Source organism: Alcaligenes phenolicus (assembly GCF_032063905.1).
In the GTDB taxonomy this organism is placed as follows: Bacteria; Pseudomonadota; Gammaproteobacteria; order Burkholderiales; family Burkholderiaceae_B; genus Alcaligenes; species Alcaligenes phenolicus.
Genome location: NZ_DAMBOE010000003.1, coordinates 541,011 through 564,576 on the forward strand (window position 1 = coordinate 541,011; position 23,566 = coordinate 564,576).

Annotated in this window: 18 protein-coding genes; 6 read left to right on the forward strand and 12 right to left on the reverse strand. The window is 56.9% G+C overall.

Going from position 1 to position 23,566, the window contains the following annotated elements; all coding sequences use genetic code 11:
- Positions 1 to 54: 54 nt before the first annotated feature.
- The 3 genes from U2949_RS09045 to U2949_RS09055 are packed head-to-tail and all read right to left on the reverse strand — an operon-like array spanning position 55 to position 2,879.
- Positions 55 to 1,179 carry a deoxyguanosinetriphosphate triphosphohydrolase gene (locus U2949_RS09045; RefSeq protein ID WP_026484807.1) on the reverse strand — a complete coding sequence of 375 codons (1,125 nt, stop codon included), beginning with the start codon at positions 1,177 to 1,179 and terminating at the stop codon, positions 55 to 57.
- A 5-nt stretch (positions 1,180 to 1,184) separates the two neighbouring features.
- Complete coding sequence (gene aroB, locus U2949_RS09050) at positions 1,185 to 2,273, reverse strand: 3-dehydroquinate synthase (protein WP_321287266.1); 1,089 nt, start codon at positions 2,271 to 2,273, stop codon at positions 1,185 to 1,187.
- Positions 2,274 to 2,879 carry a shikimate kinase gene (locus U2949_RS09055; RefSeq protein WP_009461975.1) on the reverse strand — a complete coding sequence of 202 codons (606 nt, stop codon included), beginning with the start codon at positions 2,877 to 2,879 and terminating at the stop codon, positions 2,274 to 2,276. It lies immediately after the preceding gene.
- Positions 2,880 to 2,998: 119 nt separating this feature from the next.
- On the opposite strand from U2949_RS09055, the gene U2949_RS09060 reads away from it, so the two are divergent.
- The 4 genes from U2949_RS09060 to U2949_RS09075 all read left to right on the forward strand — a co-directional run bounded on the left by U2949_RS09060 (position 2,999) and on the right by U2949_RS09075 (position 10,099).
- Complete coding sequence (locus U2949_RS09060; protein ID WP_026484809.1) at positions 2,999 to 5,446, forward strand: penicillin-binding protein 1A; 2,448 nt, start codon at positions 2,999 to 3,001, stop codon at positions 5,444 to 5,446.
- Between the two features lie 96 nt (positions 5,447 to 5,542).
- Complete coding sequence (lptM, locus tag U2949_RS09065; protein WP_080655585.1) at positions 5,543 to 5,677, forward strand: LPS translocon maturation chaperone LptM; 135 nt, start codon at positions 5,543 to 5,545, stop codon at positions 5,675 to 5,677.
- A 41-nt stretch (positions 5,678 to 5,718) separates the two neighbouring features.
- A complete protein-coding gene (gene lysA / locus U2949_RS09070; protein WP_257722863.1) occupies positions 5,719 to 6,987 on the forward strand; it encodes a diaminopimelate decarboxylase in 1,269 nt (422 codons plus the stop codon).
- A gap of 199 nt (positions 6,988 to 7,186) precedes the next feature.
- The gene (locus U2949_RS09075; protein WP_321287273.1) at positions 7,187 to 10,099 is read left to right on the forward strand and encodes an EAL domain-containing protein; all 2,913 of its coding nucleotides are present in this window, start codon (positions 7,187 to 7,189) and stop codon (positions 10,097 to 10,099) included.
- 879 nt (positions 10,100 to 10,978) lie between these two features.
- On the opposite strand, the gene ccsB is transcribed toward U2949_RS09075, so the two are convergent.
- The 3 genes from ccsB to U2949_RS09090 all read right to left on the reverse strand — a co-directional run bounded on the left by ccsB (position 10,979) and on the right by U2949_RS09090 (position 15,326).
- Positions 10,979 to 12,337: a c-type cytochrome biogenesis protein CcsB gene (gene ccsB, locus U2949_RS09080; protein ID WP_026484812.1), complete on the reverse strand. Its 1,359-nt coding sequence runs from the start codon at positions 12,335 to 12,337 to the stop codon at positions 10,979 to 10,981.
- A gap of 15 nt (positions 12,338 to 12,352) precedes the next feature.
- Complete coding sequence (locus tag U2949_RS09085) at positions 12,353 to 14,395, reverse strand: cytochrome c biogenesis protein ResB (protein ID WP_026484813.1); 2,043 nt, start codon at positions 14,393 to 14,395, stop codon at positions 12,353 to 12,355.
- A 226-nt stretch (positions 14,396 to 14,621) separates the two neighbouring features.
- Entirely contained in the window at positions 14,622 to 15,326 is a 705-nt protein-coding gene (locus U2949_RS09090) for a c-type cytochrome (protein WP_026484814.1), read from the reverse strand.
- A 157-nt stretch (positions 15,327 to 15,483) separates the two neighbouring features.
- Here U2949_RS09090 and yihA point away from each other — a divergent pair, with 157 nt between their 5' ends.
- Together yihA and hemB are read left to right on the forward strand one after the other, a co-directional pair.
- Positions 15,484 to 16,107, forward strand: coding sequence for a ribosome biogenesis GTP-binding protein YihA/YsxC (gene yihA, locus U2949_RS09095; protein ID WP_009459957.1), 624 nt, complete (start codon positions 15,484 to 15,486; stop codon positions 16,105 to 16,107).
- The gene (gene hemB, locus U2949_RS09100; RefSeq protein ID WP_026484815.1) at positions 16,104 to 17,123 is read left to right on the forward strand and encodes a porphobilinogen synthase; all 1,020 of its coding nucleotides are present in this window, start codon (positions 16,104 to 16,106) and stop codon (positions 17,121 to 17,123) included. The genes yihA and hemB overlap by 4 nt, the downstream gene beginning before the upstream one ends.
- A gap of 118 nt (positions 17,124 to 17,241) precedes the next feature.
- Here the strand turns inward: hemB and dsbD are convergent, their stop codons facing one another.
- From dsbD to rplQ, 6 genes are all read right to left on the reverse strand, one after another.
- Positions 17,242 to 19,167: a protein-disulfide reductase DsbD gene (dsbD, locus tag U2949_RS09105; protein ID WP_026484816.1), complete on the reverse strand. Its 1,926-nt coding sequence runs from the start codon at positions 19,165 to 19,167 to the stop codon at positions 17,242 to 17,244.
- Positions 19,168 to 19,204: 37 nt separating this feature from the next.
- Complete coding sequence (gene cutA / locus U2949_RS09110) at positions 19,205 to 19,591, reverse strand: divalent-cation tolerance protein CutA (RefSeq protein WP_009459966.1); 387 nt, start codon at positions 19,589 to 19,591, stop codon at positions 19,205 to 19,207.
- A gap of 46 nt (positions 19,592 to 19,637) precedes the next feature.
- Positions 19,638 to 20,612 (reverse strand): AraC family transcriptional regulator, encoded by a 975-nt coding sequence (locus U2949_RS09115; RefSeq protein ID WP_257722860.1) that lies wholly within the window; start codon positions 20,610 to 20,612, stop codon positions 19,638 to 19,640.
- A gap of 122 nt (positions 20,613 to 20,734) precedes the next feature.
- Positions 20,735 to 21,280 carry a flavin reductase family protein gene (locus U2949_RS09120; RefSeq protein ID WP_321287277.1) on the reverse strand — a complete coding sequence of 182 codons (546 nt, stop codon included), beginning with the start codon at positions 21,278 to 21,280 and terminating at the stop codon, positions 20,735 to 20,737.
- Positions 21,281 to 21,403: 123 nt separating this feature from the next.
- On the reverse strand, positions 21,404 to 22,489 hold the full coding sequence (locus U2949_RS09125; RefSeq protein WP_026484820.1) for an LLM class flavin-dependent oxidoreductase: 1,086 nt from the start codon (positions 22,487 to 22,489) through the stop codon (positions 21,404 to 21,406).
- Between the two features lie 600 nt (positions 22,490 to 23,089).
- Positions 23,090 to 23,476, reverse strand: coding sequence for a 50S ribosomal protein L17 (rplQ, locus tag U2949_RS09130; protein ID WP_003805334.1), 387 nt, complete (start codon positions 23,474 to 23,476; stop codon positions 23,090 to 23,092).
- Between the last annotated feature and the right edge of the window lie 90 nt (positions 23,477 to 23,566).

Sequence of the window (23,566 nt, forward strand, 5' to 3'; positions counted from 1 at the left end):
CACACGGCTACTGGCAGATAGCAGATCGCGTAACTCCACCACAGGCTGCAAGAGCTACATCTTGAAGATAGCGTCGTGCTCGCGAATAGCGTGGCGGTCCGTCATGCCAGCGATGTAATCAGCAATGGCACGGGCCTGAGCAATCGGGTCTTCACGGCGATGCTCCGCCGCCAGCAAACGTGGATCATCCAGAAAAGCATGGAACAGCTCGCGCACAATATTTTGCGCCTTGCTCATCATGCGCACCACCTTGTAGTGACGGTACAGATTGGCGTGCAAGAAGCGTTTGAGCTCGTCAGCCTGCGCCCGCATCTCTGGCGAGAATCCGGCCAGACGCGGCAAATGGCGAATCGCATCCACGCTGTCAGGCCTATGCTCTTCCAGCTTGGCGCGCGTGGTTTCCGTCAAATCCACGACTAGCGTGTTGATCATGCCGCGGATAATCTCCGCCACCAAGCGTTGACCGCTCAGGCCCGGATACTGGGCTTGTACCTGCTCGTAATGACTGTTGAACAGGCGCAGTTCCAGCAATTGCTCCAAACGGATCAGGCCGGAGCGCAAACCGTCGTCAATATCGTGATTGTTGTAAGCAATTTCATCGGCCAGATTGGCCATTTGGGCTTCCAGCGATGGTTGGGTGCGATCAATAAAGCGCTGGCCGACCTCACCCAACTCACGGGCGTGCTTCAGCGAACAATGCTTCAAAATCCCCTCGCGTGTTTCAAAGCACAGGTTCAAGCCATTGAAGGCGGCATAGCGCTCTTCCAGCTCGTCCACCACCCGCAGACTTTGCAGATTGTGCTCAAAACCCCCGGCCTCGGGACGCAGGCTTTGCATGCAGCTATTCAAGGTGTCCTGACCTGCATGGCCAAAAGGGGTGTGGCCCAGATCATGGGCCAGGGAGATTGCTTCGATAAGGTCTTCGTGCAAACCCAGATTGCGAGCAATGGCCCGCGCCAGCTGGGCCACTTCCAAACTATGCGTCAATCGTGTTCGGAATAAATCACCTTCGTGGTTAATGAAAACCTGGGTTTTGTATTCCAGCAAACGAAAGGCATTGCAATGAATAATCCGGTCGCGGTCCCGCTGAAAGGCGTTACGGCCTTGGGGCGCTGCCTCTGCATAACGCCGACCGCGGGACTGTTCAGGGTGACAGGCATAAGCGGCAAGCATTTGCATAGGTTTTACTCCTGTTCCACCGTTGTAAAGCGGGCCAGTGCCTGGCGCACCACATCAGGCGCTACCGCCTGCACCTTGGCATGGCCTAATTTATCCAGCAGCACAAAACGCAGCTGGCCACCTTCATTTTTCTTGTCCACCTGCATCAACTCCAGCCAGCGGTCCGCAGGCCATTGGGGTGGAGTGATCGGGCATCCACTGGCTTGCACCAGGGCCTTGATACGGGCCACATCCTGAGCGGGCAAACCGCAGACCAGGGCGGAGAGCTCGGCTGCCATAATCATGCCGCAGCCCACAGCTTCGCCATGCAGCCATTGGCCGTAGCCCATGCCGGACTCGATCGCGTGGCCAAAAGTGTGACCAAAGTTCAAAATGGCGCGCAGACCCGATTCGCGTTCGTCCTGGGAAACGACTTCAGCCTTGACCTCGCAGGAGCGACGAATCGCATAGACGATCTGTTCTTGTTCCAGCGTACGCATGGGCGCAATCTGCTCTTCACACCAGTTGAAGAAGTCCAGGTCGTAAATCATGCCGTATTTGATAACCTCCGCCAGACCGGCGGAGATCTCACGAGCAGGCAAAGTCTTTAGTACGTCCGTATCCACTTCTACAGCGATAGGCTGGTAGAACGCGCCCACCATATTCTTGCCCAGCGGGTGGTTGATCGCCGTCTTGCCGCCCACCGAGGAGTCCACCTGCGCCAGCAAGGTCGTCGGCACTTGCACAAAGCGCACACCCCGCATGAAGCAGGCTGCAGCAAAACCAGCCATATCGCCAATAACACCACCGCCCAAAGCCACAATCAGGGCCTTGCGATCCAGGTGACCGCCCAGCAGCGCGTCAAAAATCAGGTTCAGGGATTCCCAGTTCTTGTAGGCTTCGCCATCAGGCAGCTCGATCACATGGACAGGCTTGCCGGTTGCGGCCAGGGCTTCCTTTGCAGGTGCCAGGTACAAGGCGGCCACCGTAGGATTGGTGACGATTGCAATGGCAGACGTATCGGCTGGCACCGTGTCTGCAAGATGCGCCAGACGCCCGGCGGCGATATGGATGGGATAAGCGCCACCCTGGGCGTCAACATACACTACAGACATTTAGCAACCTCGTTCTTTCAACAGGGACAATAAGTGGCGCACCGCATGATGAACTGGCGCCGAGCCAGTTTCAAAGCGGACATCTGCCACTTCTTCATAGAGGGGTTCGCGCGCTTGCAACAGTTCCTGGATGCGGGCGCGTGGGTCCGCTGTTTGCAACAGCGGCCGGTTACGGTCTCGGGCCACGCGACGGTACAGCTCGTCTACGGTGGCACACAAGTACACTACGATACCGCGATCTTTGATGATCTGGCGATTGGCCTCGGACAAAATGGCCCCGCCCCCCGTTGCCAGCACAATACCGGTCTGACGCGAACAAATATCGAGCACCGCAGATTCCCGTTTGCGGAACCCTTGCTCGCCTTCGAACTCAAAGATAGTGGCCACTCGCACACCGCTACGGGCTTCCAGCTCGTGGTCCAGGTCCATAAACTCGCGCTTGAGTTCCCGCGCCAATTGACGACCAATGGTCGTTTTACCGGCTCCCATCATGCCTACCAAAATAATGGGGCGTGGGCCAGTCTGTTGTAAATGGAGCAGCTCGGCGTCTGTTAAGGGATCAGGATGTTCTACAGGCATCAGCTCAGCAGGTAAAGAGTGGTTCATTTGTGTATTATCCCATTAGCCTTCCCTAAGCACAGTCCGCTTGCTTAGTATTATTTTGTTACATTGATACTTGGTTTGAGGCCCAGTCCTGCTGCGTTTGGACTTTAAAATCAGCCCTAATGAGTTCCTCTTCCCGCTCCCCCAATTCTAAACCCGAGCAAAGCTCCGGTTCCTGGCTTGCCCGCCTCATCATCAAGACCTCGGTCTTTTTTGTGGGGCTTGGTCTGTGTGCCGTCCTGCTCGGGTCGCTTGCGCTGGCTTTGGCCTGGCCAAACCTGCCTGACCTTAGCGCCATGATCGACTACCGCCCCCGAGTGCCGCTGCGCATTTACACGGCGGATAAGGTGTTGATCGGCGAATTTGGTGAAGAACGCCGCAATGTGTTGCGTTTTGACGAAATTCCCGATGTCATGAAATCGGCCATTCTGGCTGCCGAGGACGATCGCTTCTACCAGCACGGCGGTATTGACTGGATGGGTGTTGGCCGTGCTGCCTTGGCCAATATGACCCATATGTCCAAGACCCAGGGGGCCAGTACGATCACCATGCAGGTAGCGCGTAACTTCTACCTGTCATCGGAAAAGACCTATACCCGCAAGTTCTACGAACTGCTGCTGACCTTCAAGATTGAAGCCACGCTAACCAAAGACCAGATTCTGGATCTGTACATGAACCAGATTTATCTGGGTCATCGTGCTTATGGTTTTGCTGCAGCCTCAAGAACGTATCTGGGCAAGCAACTGGGCGAAATCACCACGGCGGAAGCCGCCATGCTGGCCGGTATTCCCAAAGCCCCTTCGCGCTTCAACCCCATTGCCAACTTCGAGCGTGCCAAAACTCGCCAAGCCTATGTGCTGGGCCGCATGCGTACCCTGGGCTACATCACTGAGCAGGAATACCAGGACGCGATGGCACAGGAAATCGTTGTGAAGTCGGCCTTGGGTACACCTGCGGGTGGCTACGCTATCCACGGTGAATACGCAGCTGAACTGGCTCGCCAACTGCTGTACGGCGTCTACCAGGACAATGTGTACTCGCGCGGCTTCAATATCTACACCACGATCAAGTCCACCGACCAGGAAGCGGCTTATCTGGCCGTACGCAACGGTATTCTGGATTACACCCGTCGTGCTCCTTACACCGGCCCGCAAGGCCAGGTCGATCTGCCTGCCGGTATTGAAAACGATCACGCCCAGTTGGACTCCATTCTGGATGACTTGCAGGACAAGTACCCCGACACAGGCGACTTGCTGACCGGTGTGGTGCTGGACGCCAGCCCCAACCAGATTCGCGTGGCCCGTACCGCCCAGCAAATTATTGATGTCAACGACAAGCGCGCCCTGAAGATTGTCGCTCGTGGCCTGGTGAAAAACGCCAAGGCAGACGTGCGCATTCAGCGCGGTTCCGTGGTCTATCTGTTCCGCAACGGCGATTACTGGGAAGTGATCAATATGCCTGCGGTGCAAGCGGCTTTTGTGTCGGTACGCCCGCAAGACGGCGCTATCCAGGCCATGGTGGGCGGTTTCCACTTCTCGGACGGGAAGTTCAACCGCGTCACGCAAGCCTGGCGTCAACCCGGCTCGGCCTTCAAGCCCTTTATCTACGCCTCCTCGCTAGAGCGCGGTCTGACTCCAGCTACGCAGATTTCGGACGAACCTTTTGTTCTGACGGCTGCCCAGACCGGCTCCAAACCCTGGACGCCCAAGAACTACGGTCGCACCTACGAGCCCATGCTGACCATGCGCCAAGGCTTGTATAAATCCAAAAATATGGTGTCCATCCGTATCATGCAGGCCGTCGGCCCCAAGTACGTGCAGGAATATGTGACCCGCTTTGGTTTCGACAAAGCCCGTCAACCCGCCGTGCTGCCGCTGGCTCTGGGCGCCGGTAGCGTAACGCCCCTGCAAATGGCCGGTGCCTACTCGGTCTTTGCCAATGGCGGTTACCGCACCGAGCCCTACCTGATCGACTACGTAACCGACAGCACCAACAAAGTCATCATGCGCGCCAAGCCCATTGTGGCCGGTGATGCGGCTGCCCGCGCCATCGACGCCCGCACGGCTTACGTCATGAACGACCTGCTGCGCGGTGTGGCGACTTCCGGTACCGGTGCCCGCTCCTCGCGCGAATTGAAGCGTACGGACATTGGTGGCAAGACGGGTACCACCAACGACTCCCAGGACGCCTGGTTTGCCGGTTACACGCCAGATCTGGTCGGTATTGCCTGGATGGGCTTTGACAAGCCACGCAGCCTGGGTTCGGGTGAAACCGGCGGTGGTGCTTCCATGCCTATCTGGATCAACTACATGCGCGCCGCGCTCAAAGACAAGCCCATAGTGCCTCCAGGCCCCATGCCTTCCGGCCTGTCGCGCATCAACGGGGACTTCTACTTTGACGAATTCCCGCCCGGACAAGCGATTGCCCGTGTTGGTCTGCCCGCTCCAGGTGACGGTGCCCTGCAACAAGGCGGTGGCGATCAAAGCGATGGTATTGGCGACCTGCTGCGGCAACTGGACTCTGACTCCGGTTCTTCGGGCACGCAAGCCCAGCCCTTCGTTCCCTTCTAAATCCAGTACCCAAACGCCGGCCTAGCCGGCGTTTTTTATGCTTTGTCCCTCACAATGGCATAATGTTCTGCATTGTCTGCACTAGCTCAACACCTTATGAACAAACTACGTTCCTCCCGCCTGCTGGCCTTGCTGGCACTTAGCGTTTTTCTTAGCGCTTGCGGCTACAAAGGCCCCTTGTACCACCCTCCTGCGCAGGAAGCAGCGGACGCCCAAACAGCGCCGCGCTGATTTCCGCCCTGCTCGCTTAACCTCTGTTATTTGACGACACCATGACCGTTGCACCTCACTTCCAATTTCAGAACAACACGCTGCACGCCGAGCAAGTTCCCCTGAACAAGCTGGCTGAAGAATTCGGCACCCCTCTGTATGTGTATTCCCGCCAAGCCTTGCGCGACGCCTGGGAGTCCTATCGAGTGGCAGGCCAGGACCGCAAGTTGTTGGTGTGCTATGGCATGAAGGCCAACTCCAACCTGGCCATTCTGCAAGAATTCGCCCGTCTGGGTACCGGCTTTGACATTGTCTCGGGCGGTGAGCTGGCCCGTGTCATCGCCGCCGGTGGCGATCCAGGCAAAGTGGTGTTCTCCGGTGTCGGCAAACAGGTTTGGGAAATTGAAGCTGCCCTGAAAGCAGGCGTGAAGTGCTTCAACGTCGAATCCGAAGGCGAGCTGGAGCGCCTTGCACAGGTTGCTGAACGCATGAATGTGAAAGCGCCTGTTTCCTTGCGCGTGAATCCGGACGTAGATGCCCGTACCCATCCCTACATTTCCACTGGGCTGAAAGACAACAAGTTCGGCGTGCCGATTGATCAGGCTCCCCGCATCTATGCACGCGCCCAAGAGTTGCCCAGCCTGAATATTGTGGGTGTGGACTGCCATATCGGCTCGCAGATTACCGAAGTCAGCCCCTATCTGGATGCGCTGGACAAGCTGATCAAGCTGATCCTGACCCTGAAAGAGCAAGGCGTGAACCTGACTCATCTGGATTTGGGCGGCGGTCTGGGCATTCGCTACACCGACGAAACCCTGGTGACCCCTACCCAGCTGCTGACCGAAGTATTCGCCGCTCTGGACAAGAACGGCCTGGGCCATCTGGAAATCGTGCTGGAACCCGGCCGCTCCATGGTAGGCAATGCCGGTGTGCTGCTCAGCCGCGTGGAATACCTCAAGCATGGCGAGACCAAAAACTTCGCCATCATTGATGCCGCCATGAACGACTTGATTCGTCCCACTCTGTACGATGCCTGGCACGGCGTGGAAGCGGTAGAGCCTCGTCCAGTGACCGAGTCCACTCCCCGCTACGATCTGGTTGGCCCCATCTGCGAAAGCGGTGACTGGCTGGCTCGTGACCGTCAGCTGGATCTGAAACAGGACGATCTGGTCGCCATCATGTCCGCTGGTGCCTACGCCTTTACCATGGCCAGCCAGTACAACACCCGCCCCCGTGCGGCTGAAATTCTGGTCGACGGCGATCAGGTTCATGTGATCCGCCCCCGCGAAAGCCTGGAAAGTTTGTTTGCCACCGAACGATTGCTCCCTTAAAGGCGGGCAAGAATGCAGGTAACAACCATTCAGCCTTAAAGAACTCTCGAATCTGACCGTAAAACAGGCCGGGACTGCGCTGCCATCAGCAGGCATCGCAGTCCCGGCCTGTTGCGTCCTGTCCTAGCCAGGAACGCACAGATTTCGCTGTCAGTGGCCAGACAGTTCGATGGTAAGCGCTGGAGGCTGTACCACCATCATGACCACCCCAGGGATACCGACACACGGCTTTGAGCCTGTTACTTCGGCCAGCGAGCGCCTGATTCGCGGCTTGAGTCTTTACGTCATCCCTTTGTTTCTGATCATGCTCACTTTATGGGCATTACTGTTCCTGCCGAATCGCTACCCTACCGTTCCCGGTCAAAGTTTGGGCATTCAGGCGCTGGCCAGCCAGCAAGAGCATGCGGATCCAGAGTTACTGACGCAATTGGAAAATGCCCCGACCCGGCAACGATTGCACCTGAGCGAGCCCCATTGGCTGCTGCTGACCCTGCCCGCCCCCTTCCCCCAGCAGGACCAGGTCCTGCACTTTCCGGCCTCCCCAATTTCCTCGCTGCACTGCCAAGACGCCCGCAGCGGCCAAGCCCTGCGTAACAGTGAGCTGGACCCGCCTATCCCACTGTCACCTGCCCCGGTAAAAAGCTACACCCTGGAATTGGGCCAGGCGAACCACCCCGACACCGTGCTGTGCCGTGTCGAAACCTCCCGCCCCACCCTCCTGCAAGCTCAGCTCTGGGCCAGCGCTGACGTCACCAACTCCTCGATCCGTCTTAGCCGTGGCATAGGACTGCTGGAAGGCGGCTTGCTGACCATGGCCATGTTCATGCTGGTGCTGGCCGCCACCAACCGCGCCTGGATCTACCTGCTGCTATCGGTCTGGCTGATTGGCAACCTGCGCCTGGGTTCGATGGCCATGGGCTGGGATACCCAGTGGCTAGGCCAGATTCTGCCCTCGCAGTACATGCCGGTGCTACGCCAGGTGACCATCGCCTGCTACTTCATCCTGAGCTATTCCCTGTTCACGGTATTGCTGGGCAACTCGATTACCACCGCCCGTCTGCAACGCTTGCTGCCTACCGTGGGCATCCTGGGCCTGATCCTGTTACCCGTGTCCCTGCTGGCCCCGGCGTCCGTGTTCCAGCCCGTCATGTGGGTCAGCACCATCTACGCGCTGTGCTGCGTCTCTGCCGTGCTGCTGTCCATCCTCCTGCACACCCGCTCGCGCATCTTGCTCTGGCAACTGGTGCTGCTCAGCATGGCCCTGTGCATGCTGATTTCAGCCATCTTTCTAGTGACCTTTGGTCGCTCCAGCTTTGTAGAGAACTTCAACGGCGTCATCGCCTTCCTGCTCTCCAATCTGATGGTGGCCCTGGCCGTAGGTGAACGCTTGCGAGAAGACCGCAGCGAATCCCTGCGCGCCCGTAACGAACTCATGGCCCACTACCTGCTGACCCCTGTCGGCATGTTCACCCTGAACGAGTCCGGCGTCTTTCTGCGCATCAGTCCCATTCTGGCGCGCATGCTCAACATAGACGCAGACCCGAACGAAAGCACCATTCACTGGACCAATTTCTTTCCCGAACAAGACTGGAAAGCTGTCGCCCAAAGCACACAAAATGGTCAGGACGTGACCATTACCTACTACGACGCTGATGCCCAGCCCTGCCAATTTGCCCTGCGTGTGGCCATCGTCAATCAGTGCATCGAAGGATCTCTGCAAGACATCACCGCCCGTGCCGAGACCTACCGCCAACTGCGCCTGATGGCCGACAACGATCCGGTTACCAATGTCCTGAACCAGCGCGGTATCGAAAAAGCACTGGACGGCCTGCTCAGCCGCAGCCAGGACGACAAACCCTGCCTGCTGGCCTACTTGGACCTGAACCACATCAAATATGTGAACGGCACCTTCGGCCATTCCTCGGGCGATGCCCTGCTGCTGAAAGTCTGCGAGCAACTGGAATCCGTCCTGCGCAGCAAAGACAAGATTGGCCGTATCGGCAGCGACGAATTTGTCATCATCTTTGAAGACTGCGAACCCGACCAGGCTCGCACTCTGGCCAATAGCGTGCTGGAATCGCTAAACAAAAGTCCCTTGCTGGCTGGCAACCGCAGTTTCAACCTGCGCAGCACACTGGGGCTGGTCGAAGTCGCCCCCGGCATGGCTCCGCAAGAAGCCATCTCCGCCGCCAGCCGAGCTGCCCGTGACGCCCGCCGCCTGCATCAGGACATGATTATCTACGGACAGGACTCCAACGCCCTGCAAGAACACGCCGAAGAACTACGTTTATTTGAAGAGCTGGAAGGTGGCTCTTCTCGCGCGCTATACCTGGAAATGCAGCCTATCGCTGCCTTGCGTCGCCCCATGGACAGCCTGAACTTCGAGGCCCTGCTGCGCGTGCGCGACTCCTCTGGCCAGCTCATCCCCACCGGCCGCATCATTGCAGCAGCAGAAGAAAGCGGCACCATCACCATCATCGATAAATGGGTGTTCTCCGCCACCCTGGAATGGATGTCCAAACACGAAGCCCAGTTGAGCAAGACCCAATGGGTCACCATCAACCTGAGCGGCGTGTCCCTGAACGACGACACCTTCATCAAATGGCTCTTCGACATCCTGGCCCGCTTCGAACACCTGGCCCGCCGCCTGTGCGTGGAAATCACCGAAGGTGTCGCACTGGACGACCTGGAGCACACACGTAATTTCATGCGTCGCCTGCAGAAAATGGGTGTACGGATCGCACTGGACGACTTTGGAGCCGGCTATACCTCCTTCTCCTACCTGCGCGAACTGCCCGCCGATGCCATCAAGATCGACGGTGCCCTGATTTGCGACATGCTGAAAAAAGAAACCAACGTCGCCATCGTCCGGACCATCGTTGAACTGGCCAACAACCTGGGCATGATCAGCATCGCCGAATGGGTCGAAGACGTCCCCACCCTGAAAGCCCTGCAAGAACTGGGCGTGGACTACGTACAAGGCTTCATCATCTCCAAAGCCTGCACCCCCGCAGACCTGCTCAAAGCCAACGCCATGACCGACTTGGTCCACGACGCCGCCGCCAGACAGTTCCTGATCGAATCCCAGGATAAATTCCCGCCCGCCATGTAAATAGGTAAGCGCCCAAGCCCCACAGAGGGCCTGAGTGGCAAAGGATCGCGTTTCTCACCACATTGATGCGCCTTCATTGCAAATGTCATGGGGAAGCTATAAAAGCCTTCCTGACGCCATCATCACCCCGACACCCTGCCATATAAGAGCCTGAGTCTTCTGGCCCTATCGCACGACTTACCACTGCGTAATACCCAACTCTAAATTTCGCACTTCATATCTGCTACCGCTCCGAGTGCATGCGCGTATCTAAAGTTGGAGCAGTAAATAGCTCTGAAGATAGATACAGACATCGAGCTAGCTTGGGTTTTAGCGGTCTAGATCTGAGTCTGGCTAAGCAAAGCCACCTCAATCGAACAAACTTCCGATTAACGCCTAACCCAAAAACCGCAATCACGCTTCCCCTAAACCCATCCACCATTCACCGAAAAAATTAGGACTGGTCCATAAATAAACACTGTGAGCCGCTGGTGTGCGGGTCGGGGTGTTGGGGCGATTCAGAGTGCTTGCCGCGGGCGGAAGATCGCGTAGGGGTTCAAGCATCCTGCTGTTTGAGCACGACGCTTATGGTTTGTCCGGGGGACAAACCATCGTGCGAGTTCAGGATGCGCCCTACGCGATCTTCTGCCAAGGGCACCGGTGCGCAGCACCGGCAAGCGCTCAAGCCCCGACACCCCGACCCGCACACCAGCGGCGTCTCCCAGCGCTTATGCCACCCTACAAAACAAGGTTCAAGCCCCCCACCAAGCATCGTCCCTAAAAAAACAAGTAAACAGCCACAAAAAAACCCGAGTCCGGCACTCAGCCAAACTCGGGTTTCCCAATTCTACAACCGCCATTCCAAAGCCCAAACACAAGCACCTCGGAAAAGCAAAGACTTTACAGCTCCCCGTAGGAATGCAGTCCCGACAAGAACATATTCACGCCCAAGAACGCAAAACTGGTAATCAGTAGCCCACCCAACGCCCAGTACGCTGCCATCGTGCCACGCAGCCCTTTAAGCAAGCGTAAGTGCAACCAAGCCGCATAGTTCAGCCACACAATCAAAGCCCAAGTCTCTTTCGGGTCCCACTGCCAGTACGTGCCCCAGGCATCAGCGGCCCACAAAGCCCCCAATACCGTCGCCACCGTAAAGAAGGCAAAACCCACCGCAATCGCGCGGTACATGATGTCATCAAGCACCTCCAGCGAAGGCAGCTTGCGCGAAATCGGACCACGGAAATACAAAATCGTACCCACGATCACACTACCGATACCGAAATACAGCATCCAGGTAGGCGACAACTCGCGCGAACCAAAAATCATGGGCTCGGCACACAGAATCGCACCCAGCAAGAACACCGGAATCAGCTTGGCACGCGAACGCGTCTCGCCATTTTCCTTCACCAGATACGCAAAGCCCACCATGGCCGCCAAAGAGAACGTACCGTAACCAATAAAGTTGGCCGGCACGTGCAGCTTCATCCACCAGCTTTTCAGCGCAGGCACCAAAGGCTGAATCTGATGCGCATCACGCGTGAAGGAATACCACAGCAGAAAAATAACCAGCGAGCTGATCGCCAACAGCACAAAGCCACCCAAGGCACGCGTGTTGTAACGACGCTCGTAATACATGTAGAACAAGGCGGTAATCAGCGCCAGCAGCACAAACACTTCATACAAATTGCTGACCGGGATATGACCGATGTCCGGACCCAACAAGTGACCTTCGCGCCAGCGCACGAGCAAACCGGTCATCCCGGCATAGATCGCCGCCCAGGTCAGCCCCGACCCCATCCAGGCCGCCGTATTGCTGAAAAAACCAGCCCAGTACATCACCGTAGCCAGAATGAACAGCGCACACATCCACAAAATGGCAGACTGGGAAGAGAACAAATACTTCAGCAGAAAAACCGAATCGGCCTTTTCAATATCACCGGTGCCCAAACCATCACCCGTGCTGTAAAGCCAGACCGCCAGCAAAGCCGTCAAACCAGACAACACCAGCAGCGTGCGCAGCGGACGCCACAACCACCCCAGCCAGGCCACAAACGGCACGAACGCCACCAGAATGATCTTCTCGTAGTAATCCATGCTGGTGCTGTACACATTGAGCGCATACGCCGCACCCAAAGCCAGCACCACCAGAAACAGCACATCCGACCAGTCCGGACGGCCACGGATACCGCGCCGGTCACCACTGGAAGCGATATTGTCTTGCCACATTGTTGGAGTGGCCGAAGAAAGGGTCTGCGCCATAGTAGCTACACCTTGTCAGACAGATAGCCGGTTGAACGCCGCTTTCAGGCGATCAAACTCGAGGTTAAAGTCCATGTTGCGACGTTGAGATGTCATGGCAGCCATTACACTGCTGCCTTGGTTGTGAGGGCGAATCCAGACCCACACGCGGCGATCCCGGATGTAGAACATCGAGAACACGCCAATAATCAGAAACAGACAACCCAAGTACACAATGTACATGCCTGGGCTGCGCGCCACCTGAAATACGCTGGCCTGAACTTGCTCAAAGCTGTCCAAGGTCAACATAACAGGTGCCGGGTAGTCAGGCAGGTTGGCAAACGCAAGTACAGCAGACTGAATCCAGCGATTGGCATCGCTATTTTCCTGACTGTAATCCAGCTCTGGCAAACCTTGTTGCTGCCTGAGCAAATCACGCAATTCTGACAGTGTGAACTGAATCATGGGAATTGCAAAACCCAGAATACGCTCGCGCTCGGCCTCGGGGACACGGCTGATCAAACCATCAAAACCGGCACGCACAAACGTCTGCAAAGCGGTCCTGGAAGCGGAGAGCATCAACTCTTTTTGCTCAGGCGAAGAAGAATTACGTTCGGCAAAACGCTCGGCCGCCTGGCTCACCAGGGCCTCGTTCTGCGTCGCCGCACGCAAATCCATGAATTCTTTCAAGGAACCCTTGTCGTCAGCCGGGAAACGCACATAACGGAACGGTTCGGCAGGCGAGAAACGCATCCCCGCCAGGAACACCAAGGTGCCGTCCAGCTCCACAGGCAGCATATAGTTCACAAACTCGCGGGACTGGCCTTGGTCGTCGATCAAGCGATAGTTCACGCTGGGGCCGACGTTCTTCAGGTTCTGATCTTTCTTGTTGGCAGCGCTACCAGTCACAGCGGCCACGTGTTCAATCATGGCCTTGGGCTGAGGATCACCCTCACTCAGGTTTTCCACGTTGATGGGGCGCAGCTCGGTCAACTGAACCGTCAAAGCGTGTTCGTTGGGGCTTTCCTGGGCCGCAATGCCTACGGTCTCACCCACTTTGCCATTTAGCGCAAAGGTCTTGGAACCAGGGCCTACCAAGGGATAGCCCTTCAGGCTGAGGATACTGCCGCCATCGTCAAAACCGGACTGGTAAACCGTGACCCCCTTGTAACGCAGCGGCTCATTCACCTCGATGGTGCGCTCGAACGTATCGCCCGTGACAGGATCGGTGACTTCCACTTCACTCTTGAAGCTGCTGGGCATACCGGTTGAGTAGTACTCCACCAGGAAACGCTTGAGCTCCAGGGCAAAAGGCAGGGGCTGAATCAGGACGCCTTCACCGGAATTGACCACGGCAGTAGCCGTACGGGCTCCCTCTGGCACCAGCATATTGGCGCGGAAGCTGGGATTGCCCAAACCCAGTCGACCCGACTCGGGCACCTGGGAAATCAGCATGTTTTCAGTAATGGGCTGTTTGCCACCCAGCCACACCTGCAAGCGCACGGGCAATTCGCTGTCGAGCAGGCCGCCCACACAGATCACCACAATCGCCAAGTGGGCAAAAATGTAACCCAGCTTGTTGGCGCTGCCCTTCTTGGCTGCCATCATCATGCTGCCGTCGTCATCCTGGCGCACGCGCACGGCATAACCCTGGGACTGCAACCAGCCTTGCACCTGCTCGCGACTATGTTCGGGAGCACCGGCACTTTCCAGTTCAACGCGATGGGGGAAGGCTTTCAGACTGCCGCCGCGCACATGTTCTTTGAACGTGCGCATTTCGCGGATCATCTTGGGGGCATTACGAATGACGCACAGCGTGGTCGAAACCACCAGAAACGTCATGATGACCATGAACCAGCCACTGTTGTAGATGGACCAGATCGAGAAATGGTCGAAAAATTCAAACCAGTACGGCCCGAATTGATCGATATACGTATTGGCCGGCTGATTTTGCGCCAGAACAGTGCCGATCAGACTAGCTACGCAAATGAACATCAGCAAGCTGATGGCAAAGCGCATCGAACCGAGCAATTCCAGGAAATCGGCCGCAAAGCGACGTACGGGGAATACTTTTTTCACAAAGGCTAGCTTAGGAGGTGGGGGGTTTCACCGGAAACATCCAGACTTTGAACGCAGAACGCACACAAAGTTCGATCGCTGGACAAAACACCAACACGAGACCCGGCCCAAATCGGCACTGCCCGTTGTTAAGGCTCCCAAACTGCCATGACTATCAGGAAGCTGGGGCCAAAAAGCGAATGTCAGGCTTCAGACAGTCAGGGGGCCAATGGCCCCCTTGGACTGATTAACGCAGGCCAGCTGCAAAATCTGACACGGCTGCAATGTCGGCGTCCGACATGCGATCCGCGATGTCATGCATCATCGGGCCATTGGCACGGTCGCCGCTGCGGAACAATTTGAGCTGTTCGGCAATGTAGGCAGGGTGCTGGCCAGCCAGACGGGGGAACTGACCGGGCATACCAGCGCCATCAGGCGAGTGGCAAGCGGCACAGGCCGCAACACCGCGCTCGGGCAAACCGCCGCGCCAGATCTTCTGGCCACGTTCCATAGTGTCTTCTTTGGTAGCGTTAGCTGCCTGATCCCAGTTCACGGGCTGTTGGGACAGGAAGAAAGCCACGTTTTGCATATCTTCTTCGGTCATGCCGGCAGCAATGGCGGTCATCAGGCTGTTGGCGCCTTCAGGGCCGCGACGGGAAGGCACAGACTTCTCGTCCTTGGCACGGAAATCGTGCAGTTGCTTGACCAGGTACTCGTACGGCTGGTGAGCCAGCGACGGGTTGACCGGAATAATACTGTTGCCGCCATCCCCGTGACAGGTCACACAGGCCAGCACGCCACGCGACATCTCACCTTGCAGGTAGAGCTGCTCGCCTTTGGCGGCATCTGGCTTGGGCAGACCAGCTGCATTGGCCACGTTAGCGGTAAAAACCACAGAGCAAGCCATCGTCAGGCTGCTTGCGATAACGACTCGGGAAAGCGCACGCTTCATTTGGACCTCGATAATCGCGAATCAATCGGGGTGCCGCATGCGCCCCGCAAAAGCCACCGTAAGCCGCTGGTCAGTACCCAGTGGACTACGACATTACTGTTTCAAATCGAGAGATTATACAATAGGCGCTGAACCAATATGGAATTACGCTGCAACCATGTCGATACTGCACCGCGCTCACTTCACGATTTCAGCTGCTCAGATCGATCAGCTGCCTCCTCCCGGACCGCCAGAGGTCTGTTTTGTGGGGCGCTCCAATGCGGGCAAATCCTCCGCCATCAATGTGTTGGCCAACCAACGGAAACTGGCTTTTTCCAGTAAAACGCCGGGACGAACACGCCTGATCAATATGTTCGGCATCCCCGACCCGCTCTCGCCGGGCGACTTTCTGGGCCACCTGGTGGACTTGCCCGGCTATGGCTACGCCGCCGTGGCGCGCCACGAAAAGCAGGACTGGGCCGAAATTCTGGGCGAGTACCTGGTCTCCCGCCCCTCGATTGCCGGCATTGTGTTGCTAATCGACATCCGGCGCGGCGTGACCGACCTGGATATGCGCCTGGCGGACTGGATTGCACCTACCGGCAAGCCCGTACTGGCTCTTTTGACCAAGGCCGACAAACTGCCGTATGGTCAACGCATCAAGGCGGTGGCCGAAGTGCGCCGCCAACTCCGGGAAATTGGCGCCCTGCATGCGCTGCCCTTCTCCTCCACTGATCGTATCGGCTTGCCCGAAGCGACCGAATGCATCGAAAACTGGATTTCTCCGAAGGTTGTTCCATGACTCGTTTTATTCCTCCTGCCGACTTTCCTAATACTCGCCTGCGCCGTAACCGCCGCGACGAGTTTTCCCGCCGTCTGGTGCGCGAAAACCGCCTGTCCACAGACGACCTGATCTACCCGGTCTTTGTACGTGAAGGCGAGAAAGTTCAGGAGCAAGTGGGCTCCATGCCAGGCGTCATGCGCTATTCGCCTGATGAACTGATGCGCGTGGCCGAACAGTGTCTGGAACTGGGCATCCCCGTGCTGTCCCTGTTCCCTTCCATCGACCCGTCCCTGAAAACGCCGAATGGCAGCGAAGCCGCCAACCCGAACGGCCTGATTCCGCGCGTGGTGGGCATGCTCAAGCAGCAATTCCCCGAGCTGGGCGTGCTGACTGACGTGGCTCTGGACCCCTACACCAGCCACGGCCAGGACGGCATTCTGGACGAGGCCGGTCATATCCTGAACGAAGAGACGGTCGCCATGCTGATCCGTCAGGCCCAGACGCAAGCCCAGGCTGGCGTGGACATTGTGGCCCCCAGCGACATGATGGACGGCCGCATCGGCTCCATCCGCGCCGCTTTGGACAAGGACCAGTTCATCCACACCCGCATCATGGCTTACTCGGCCAAGTACGCCAGCGCCTTCTACGGCCCCTTCCGCGACGCAGTGGGCTCGGCTGCCAATCTGGGTCGTTCCAACAAGAACACCTACCAGATGGACCCCGCCAACCGTAACGAAGCCCTGCGCGAAGTGGCTGCCGATATCCGCGAAGGCGCCGATATGGTCATGGTCAAACCTGGCCTGCCTTACCTGGACATCCTGCGCGACGTGAAAGACGCCTTTGGCATGCCAACCTACGCCTACCAAGTCAGTGGCGAGTACGCGATGATCAAGGCTGCCGCCCAGAACGGCTGGCTGGATCACGACAAGGTCATGATGGAGTCTCTGTTGGCATTCAAGCGTGCTGGTGGCGACGGCATTCTGACCTATTTCGCCATCGAAGCCGCCAAGCTGATGCGCGAACAGAACTGCTGATTCACATCAATCAGAACGCAAAAAACGCAGCCTGTAAGCTGCGTTTTTTGTTGTGTGTACGCGACGATCTATCGTCTGTTAGGCCCTGATAAGCCCGATTTCGGGCAAATCAAGGACTTCAGGCACCGGCCAGCACCTCATCAAGCACCTTGGAAAAACGGCTGGCATCCTGAAAACCGATCACACGCAGTTGCTCCAGCTGTTTGCCCTTGGAATCAAAAAACATGATGCCGGGAGGGCCAAACAGGCGGAAATGTTTCAGCAACTCCCTATCCTCGGGGGTGTTTGCTGTCACATCCACCTGCAGCAAATCAAACTGTGCCATACGCTGTGCAACCGCAGGATCACTGAACGTGAAATTCTCCATTTCAATGCAGGACACACACCAGTCTGCGTAGAAATCCAGCATGACGGGGCGGGTGGTCTTGGCCAGACGTTCTTCCAGCTCCTGCAAAGTGAATACGCGCTGGAACTCCACTTTGCTTTGAGCGGCTGCCACCGTACCGGACGATTTCAGCCCTTCCAGTGGACGAATCACGCTGGGGCGACCCAGGGCAATGCTGATCATCATCATGATGGCCCAGACCGCCAGCATCATGCCTACTCCCTGGCGCAAACCCGACCAAGGCGTGCGTGCTGCCGTACCGCGCCCAAACGCACCCAGCAAGGCAGCAGCCCACAAAGCCAGGACAACCCAGCCAAAGACGGCAATCGTGCCGGACATCAGGGGCGAGACCATCCACCAGGCGGTAGCCAACAACAAGACACCAAAGGCGGTCTTAACGCTTTCCATCCAGGCACCGGCCTTGGGTAACACACTGCCCGAACCCGCACCCACAATCAGCAGCAACACGCCCGACCCCCAGGCCAAGGCGAACAGAGCCGAGCCGCCCAGGACCACATCACCCGTCTGCGAAATAAACAGCAGCACACCCGCCAAAGGCGCTGCCACGCAAGGGCCGACGATCAGCGCAGATAGCATGCCCATCAGGAACACACCACCCATCTGCCCGCCCGGCAAACGGTTCATGGTTTCATTCAGGCGATTTTGCAGCGCTGCCGGGGCCTGCACCGTAAATACATCCAGCATGGACAAGGCCAGCACCACCAGGATCAGGGCAAACAAGCCCAAGACCCACGGATTCTGCAACCAGCTTGCCAAGCCTGCGCCCAGCAAACCTGCCGCCACACCCAGCAAGGTGTAGACCAGAGACAAGCCCAACACAAAGGCAAAAGCCATTTTCAAACCATGCCAGCGCGATGGCGCAGGCTGATTACGGCCCGCAATGATGGACAGCAGAATCGGCACCATCGGCAAGACGCAAGGTGTAAAGGACAGCAGCAAGCCGAACACAAAGCTCAGCAGCACAATCTGCCCCCAACCAGCTTGCTTGAGGTAATCCGCCAGACCCACATCACTCAGGCTCAAAGCCGACGCAACACCACCTGAGCTGGCAGATGTAGCAGTAGACGTCGTGCCTGCGGCGTCTGTTTTCTGACCCGAGCCTTCACCCGGCGCAGGCACCGACACCACACCAAAGGGGCCTGCCACTTCCCAGCCCTGTCCGGTGGGAATCAGAGTCAAGGTTTGCGTAGAGGGGGAATAGCACAGGCCAGCATCGGCACAACCTTGGCTGACTACATCAATTTTCAGATCCTGGCCCGTACCACTATCGGCCAGAACAGGCACTCGCAGAGTGACCGAGTTGCGGTAGACCTCCATGACTTCGTCAAAGGTAGGGTCGTACACCTTTTCGCCATCGGGAAGCTGAGGAGTACCCAAATGCTCGGCCTTCTCGGTCGAGATCCCGAAGCGCTTGCGATACATATAGTATTCAGGCGCAATCTGGAAATGGATATCCAGCTGATCGGGCTGGCTCATGGCCGCGGTCAGTACAAAAGCCTGTTCCGGGTCCAGAAACTCTTCTTCTGCCTGCGCCGTCAATGGCGTTGCCAGCCAGGCCAGCATCAGGACAAAGAAAACAGCAAACCACGCGCCAAGACGCTGGGCAGAAAACAGGGAACGCTTCAAAGACAAAGGCACAAATCTATTCCGGTTTTTTAGGCTGGGCTATCTGAGATCACGCTGGACGCGTCTGGGTGCGGACCCAATCCAGATAAGCGGTGAAACCACCAACAACCGGAAGCACAATCAATTCAGGCAGTTCGTAAGGATGCTGCTCTCGCAAGCGATCTGCCAGTTCCGGTAGCCGGGCCACTGTGGTTTTGAAAGTCAGCGTGATTTCCTCATCACCCTGTAACTCCCCTTGCCACATGTACATAGACAAACTGGCGGGCGCAAGGTTCGCACAAGCGGCAATTCCATCTTCAACCAGGTGATGAGCCAGGTACTTGGCCAGCATCATATCGGGCACCGTCGTCTGCACCAGCACCAATTGCTGTGCATCCAGATCGGGCAAGGTCAAGGCCAGTTTGGGTTTGGAACTGGAGGAATTCTCAGAGGACATGCAGGGCTCCTAATCAAGCCCTTAGTGTAGCGCCGGATGCCGGCGCTTAGATGCTGGACCGAGGTCGAGTCAGGCCGCTTAATGTTTCAGAGGGGCGCTCGCCATAGCGATGTCGATAGTCAGCAGAGAACTGTCCCAAGTGGGCAAAGCCACAGGCCAGGGCCACTTCGGTGACTGACATGCCACCTTCCTGCAAATATCGGCGGGCCGCTTCCAAACGCATCTGCTTTAGACGCGCCATCGGTGCGACACCCAAATGTTCCCGGAACCCCGCATACAGACTGCGCACACTAACACCTGCCGCTTGGGCTATATCGCCAATCGTGATGGGCTGGCCGGTCTGACTTTCCATGAAATCCAGGGCACGTCGCAAAACATGCGGCAAGGCTGCCGCGGTCTTATGGGCGGGCTGATTGTGCTGGTGCAGCTCGAACAAGGCATAAATCAGGGTCTGCTCGAATTGGCGTACCTGACGGGGCTGATCAAACAAAGTGCCGTCCGACACTTCGGCAAACTGCCAATCCAGCAAGCGGCGCAAACTGGCTCCGCCAGACGCATCCAAAGGAATGGAAGGCTGGAACTCCAAGGGGCCGCGCACAGGCTGGGCAAAATAATCCTGATAATGGCGCTCCAGCCCTTGGCGTCCAATACGCACAAACAGCTTATCGGCCTCCAGACTATGTTCCATGCTGAAGTCTTGAGTCGGGCTGATGATGGAAGCCAGGCGAGAGGTAGACGCGAAACGTCCGTGCGCCGTATGAATCTGCTCTTGTCCCGACAGAGGGATTTGCAAGAGATAGAAGTCGTCCAGTGGCTGGGGCTGAATCTGCACCTGCGCGCCATAGCGCAAACGGCCATAGGCCACATCCTGGCCTTGGCGTAGATACAAGCGTGCATTCAGACGTTGACGCGTATCCGCCAGGGTCAGACTATGCGGGCAGAAAACCTGGGAGATATAGTGCTGAACGCAGTCCACATCCTGCGAATGCAGCTGGGCATAGCGATTCAGTATGGTGGTCATGAGCGTCGCAACAAGCGATAAAAAAGCTGTGCCTTAGTGTGGCACAGCCTCTCGCACTGCAACATCGAGACTATCCCTAGGCCCGGCTAAGGTGCCAAGACAGAGACAGCGATCCCGACGATTTACTGGCCCTGAAAGCGGCCAAAACGTCCCTGCCAATACAGCAAAGGCGAATCCTGTGCCTGCTCGGCATGGTGCACCTGCAAGACACGGCCCAATACCAAAGCATGGCTATGACGTTCAATTACTTCCACGATCTGGCAGGCCAAAGCGGCAGGAGCTTGTCGTGCCAACCAGATACCGTGCTCGGTGCGCAGCCAATCGTGCCCGGCATAACGCGCATCGCCTTGCTCGCCTTTGAAACCGGCAAACTGCAAAGCCATGCCTGCCTGCTCGACACCCAGAATATTTACACCAAACAGACCGCTGTCGCGCATCAAAGGCCAGGACGAGGAGCTTTGATTCACACAGACCAGTACCTCTGCCGGCTCTGCGGCTACCGAGGTGACCGACGTTGCCGTCAGGCCGCTACGCTGGCTCTGGTGTTCGACCGTAATCACATTGGCCGTGCCACCCAGATGGCGCATAGCAAGTTTGAACTGCTCGGCAGAAACCCCAGGCGCGTGCAGCGCTTGGTCTGTCGGCAAGGAAGCCAATTCCACAGGCATGATTCACCCTTTTTTAATCTTATGTGCAGCACAGTCATCAAGACGGTGCTGCCTGCGTGGCGTACGTGAACTGGCTATCCCCCGGGGCAAACCCAAGCCTGCCCGATAGCCAGCAGATCGCTCTTAGCGAATGCCACGCTGCTGCAACAAAGGCAGCACAGTATCACGGAAATAAGGGAATTCCTTTACATAGTCCACAAAGGACAAGGTTGTTCCCCGGAAACCGGCTTCGTGCAACGCGCACAAACCGTCAGCCACTTGCTCGGGCGTACCCACCAGCGGGAAGCCTCCATGGCCCGCGGCCATACGCTCGCGAATCTGCTCCAGCAGCTCGTGCGGGAAAGAATGAGCGTGGGCAAACTGCAAATTCATCAGATTATCCACGGCACCATTATCAATATTGCCCATGATGCGTTCCCACTCGGCCTTGGCCTCGGCTTCCGTAGGACGGCAAACCACGTGCGAGAACGTCATCACATCGACCTTGCGACCTTGTGCTTGGCCCTGCGCCTTGAGCTCGGCCACTTCTTTCCTGGAGCGCTCCAGCTCCATGGCGGGCGTGAACAGGAAGTTGGCATTGCGGCTGGCAAACTCACGGCCTTGACCAGAACCGGCAGCATTAAAGATAGGCGGATCAAATTCAGGACGGGGATTGCCGTATACACCCTTGGCCTGAAAGTATTTGCCATCCCAATCGAAACGGCCATCGTGGTGCCAGATCTTCTTGATCAGGTCGAACCATTCTTGCGCATAGCCATAGCGGGTTTCGTGATCATCAGGCAACTTCACGCCCAAAGCGTCGTACTCGGGCTTGTTCCAGCCAGCCACAATATTCAGACCGACACGGTTGCCGCTCATCTGGGCCATCGTGGCGATTTGCTTGGCGATCACAACGGGATGGTTCGCAACGGTGTGCACAGTGGCAAACACGCTGATATTGCGAGTATTCGCCAGCAAGGCAGTCGCCCAGGTGACAGTTTCCAGGACATAGCCGTGGAAATCGGTTTCGCCACCATAACCAATCCAACGGGCTATAGGCAGCATGAAGTCGATACCGGCATCGTCCAGCAGCTTGCCCAGCTCCAGATTGTTTTCCCACGTAGCCTGCCAGCGATCGGGCAAGGTCGACACCGTCATGCCACCACCGCAGTTGGTAGCAAAGGTTCCCAGCAGAAACTTATCGTGTGTGAGCAATGTATTCTGTGCCATCGCCAGTCTCCTGAAAATCGTTGTTCTTTACAGCTCACCACCATGGCGAAGCTGACATAGCGCAGATTTTAGAGATTGGCTTTACGGCCCACTATCGGATCACTGCCGGTTTTATCAATTGCCTGCAATTATTTGAACCGTAAAATGATGCGCCCTATAAAACTTGGCGAAAACCCTTATACAACAGCGTCTTATCAGCTTATTTAAAATGGATTTTGGCAAAGAAAAGGCTCTATCTCCATCTCTCAGCCCAAGCTAAGGACTCACACCGGGCCTTAGGCTTGTCGCCTGACCCAGTGGGGTGACGGGCAACTAAACTTTGCATTGGCTCAGGCCTTTAGACTTCAGGATCAAGTACTAACTCGAGAACCGTGGCTATTGACAAGACAGAATACGAGGCAGCAACGGCGCGGCTGAAAGAAATAAAGTCAGCGGCTCAACCACGTTCAATAACAAAGGCGGACGCTGAGGTAGAGGCACTAGCCCAGCCTGGAGCCATTCCCGCAAAGAGCCTACTGCCTGCTACTGCAAATACCCCAGACATAAAAAAACGGACTCCTGAGAGTCCGTTTTCAATACTACTGTAGAAACAAGCGGCGCTTATTCAGCAGCGGCTTCTTCCTGAACTTCTGGACGATCCACCAGCTCCATGAATGCCATAGGAGCGTTGTCACCCTGACGGAAACCCATTTTCAGGATGCGGGTGTAGCCGCCGTTACGCTCTTGGTAACGTGGGCCGAAAACTTCAAACAGCTTGGTCACTGCATCGCGGTCGCGCAGACGGGCGAAAGCCAGACGACGGTTTGCCAAGGTTGGGTTTTTAGCCAAAGTGATCAGAGGCTCAACCACGCGGCGCAGCTCTTTAGCTTTAGGCAGGGTGGTTTTGATGGCTTCGTGAGTCAGCAGGGACACGGACATGTTGCGGAACATGGCCAAACGGTGGCTGCTGGTACGATTCAGTTTACGTAGACCGTGACGGTGACGCATGATGATTTTCCTAAATAATGAATCTAATTGGCACGCCGCTTATGCGACATGCGTAAATCCGGTTCTTCTATCAGCTAAGCTGCGGACCAG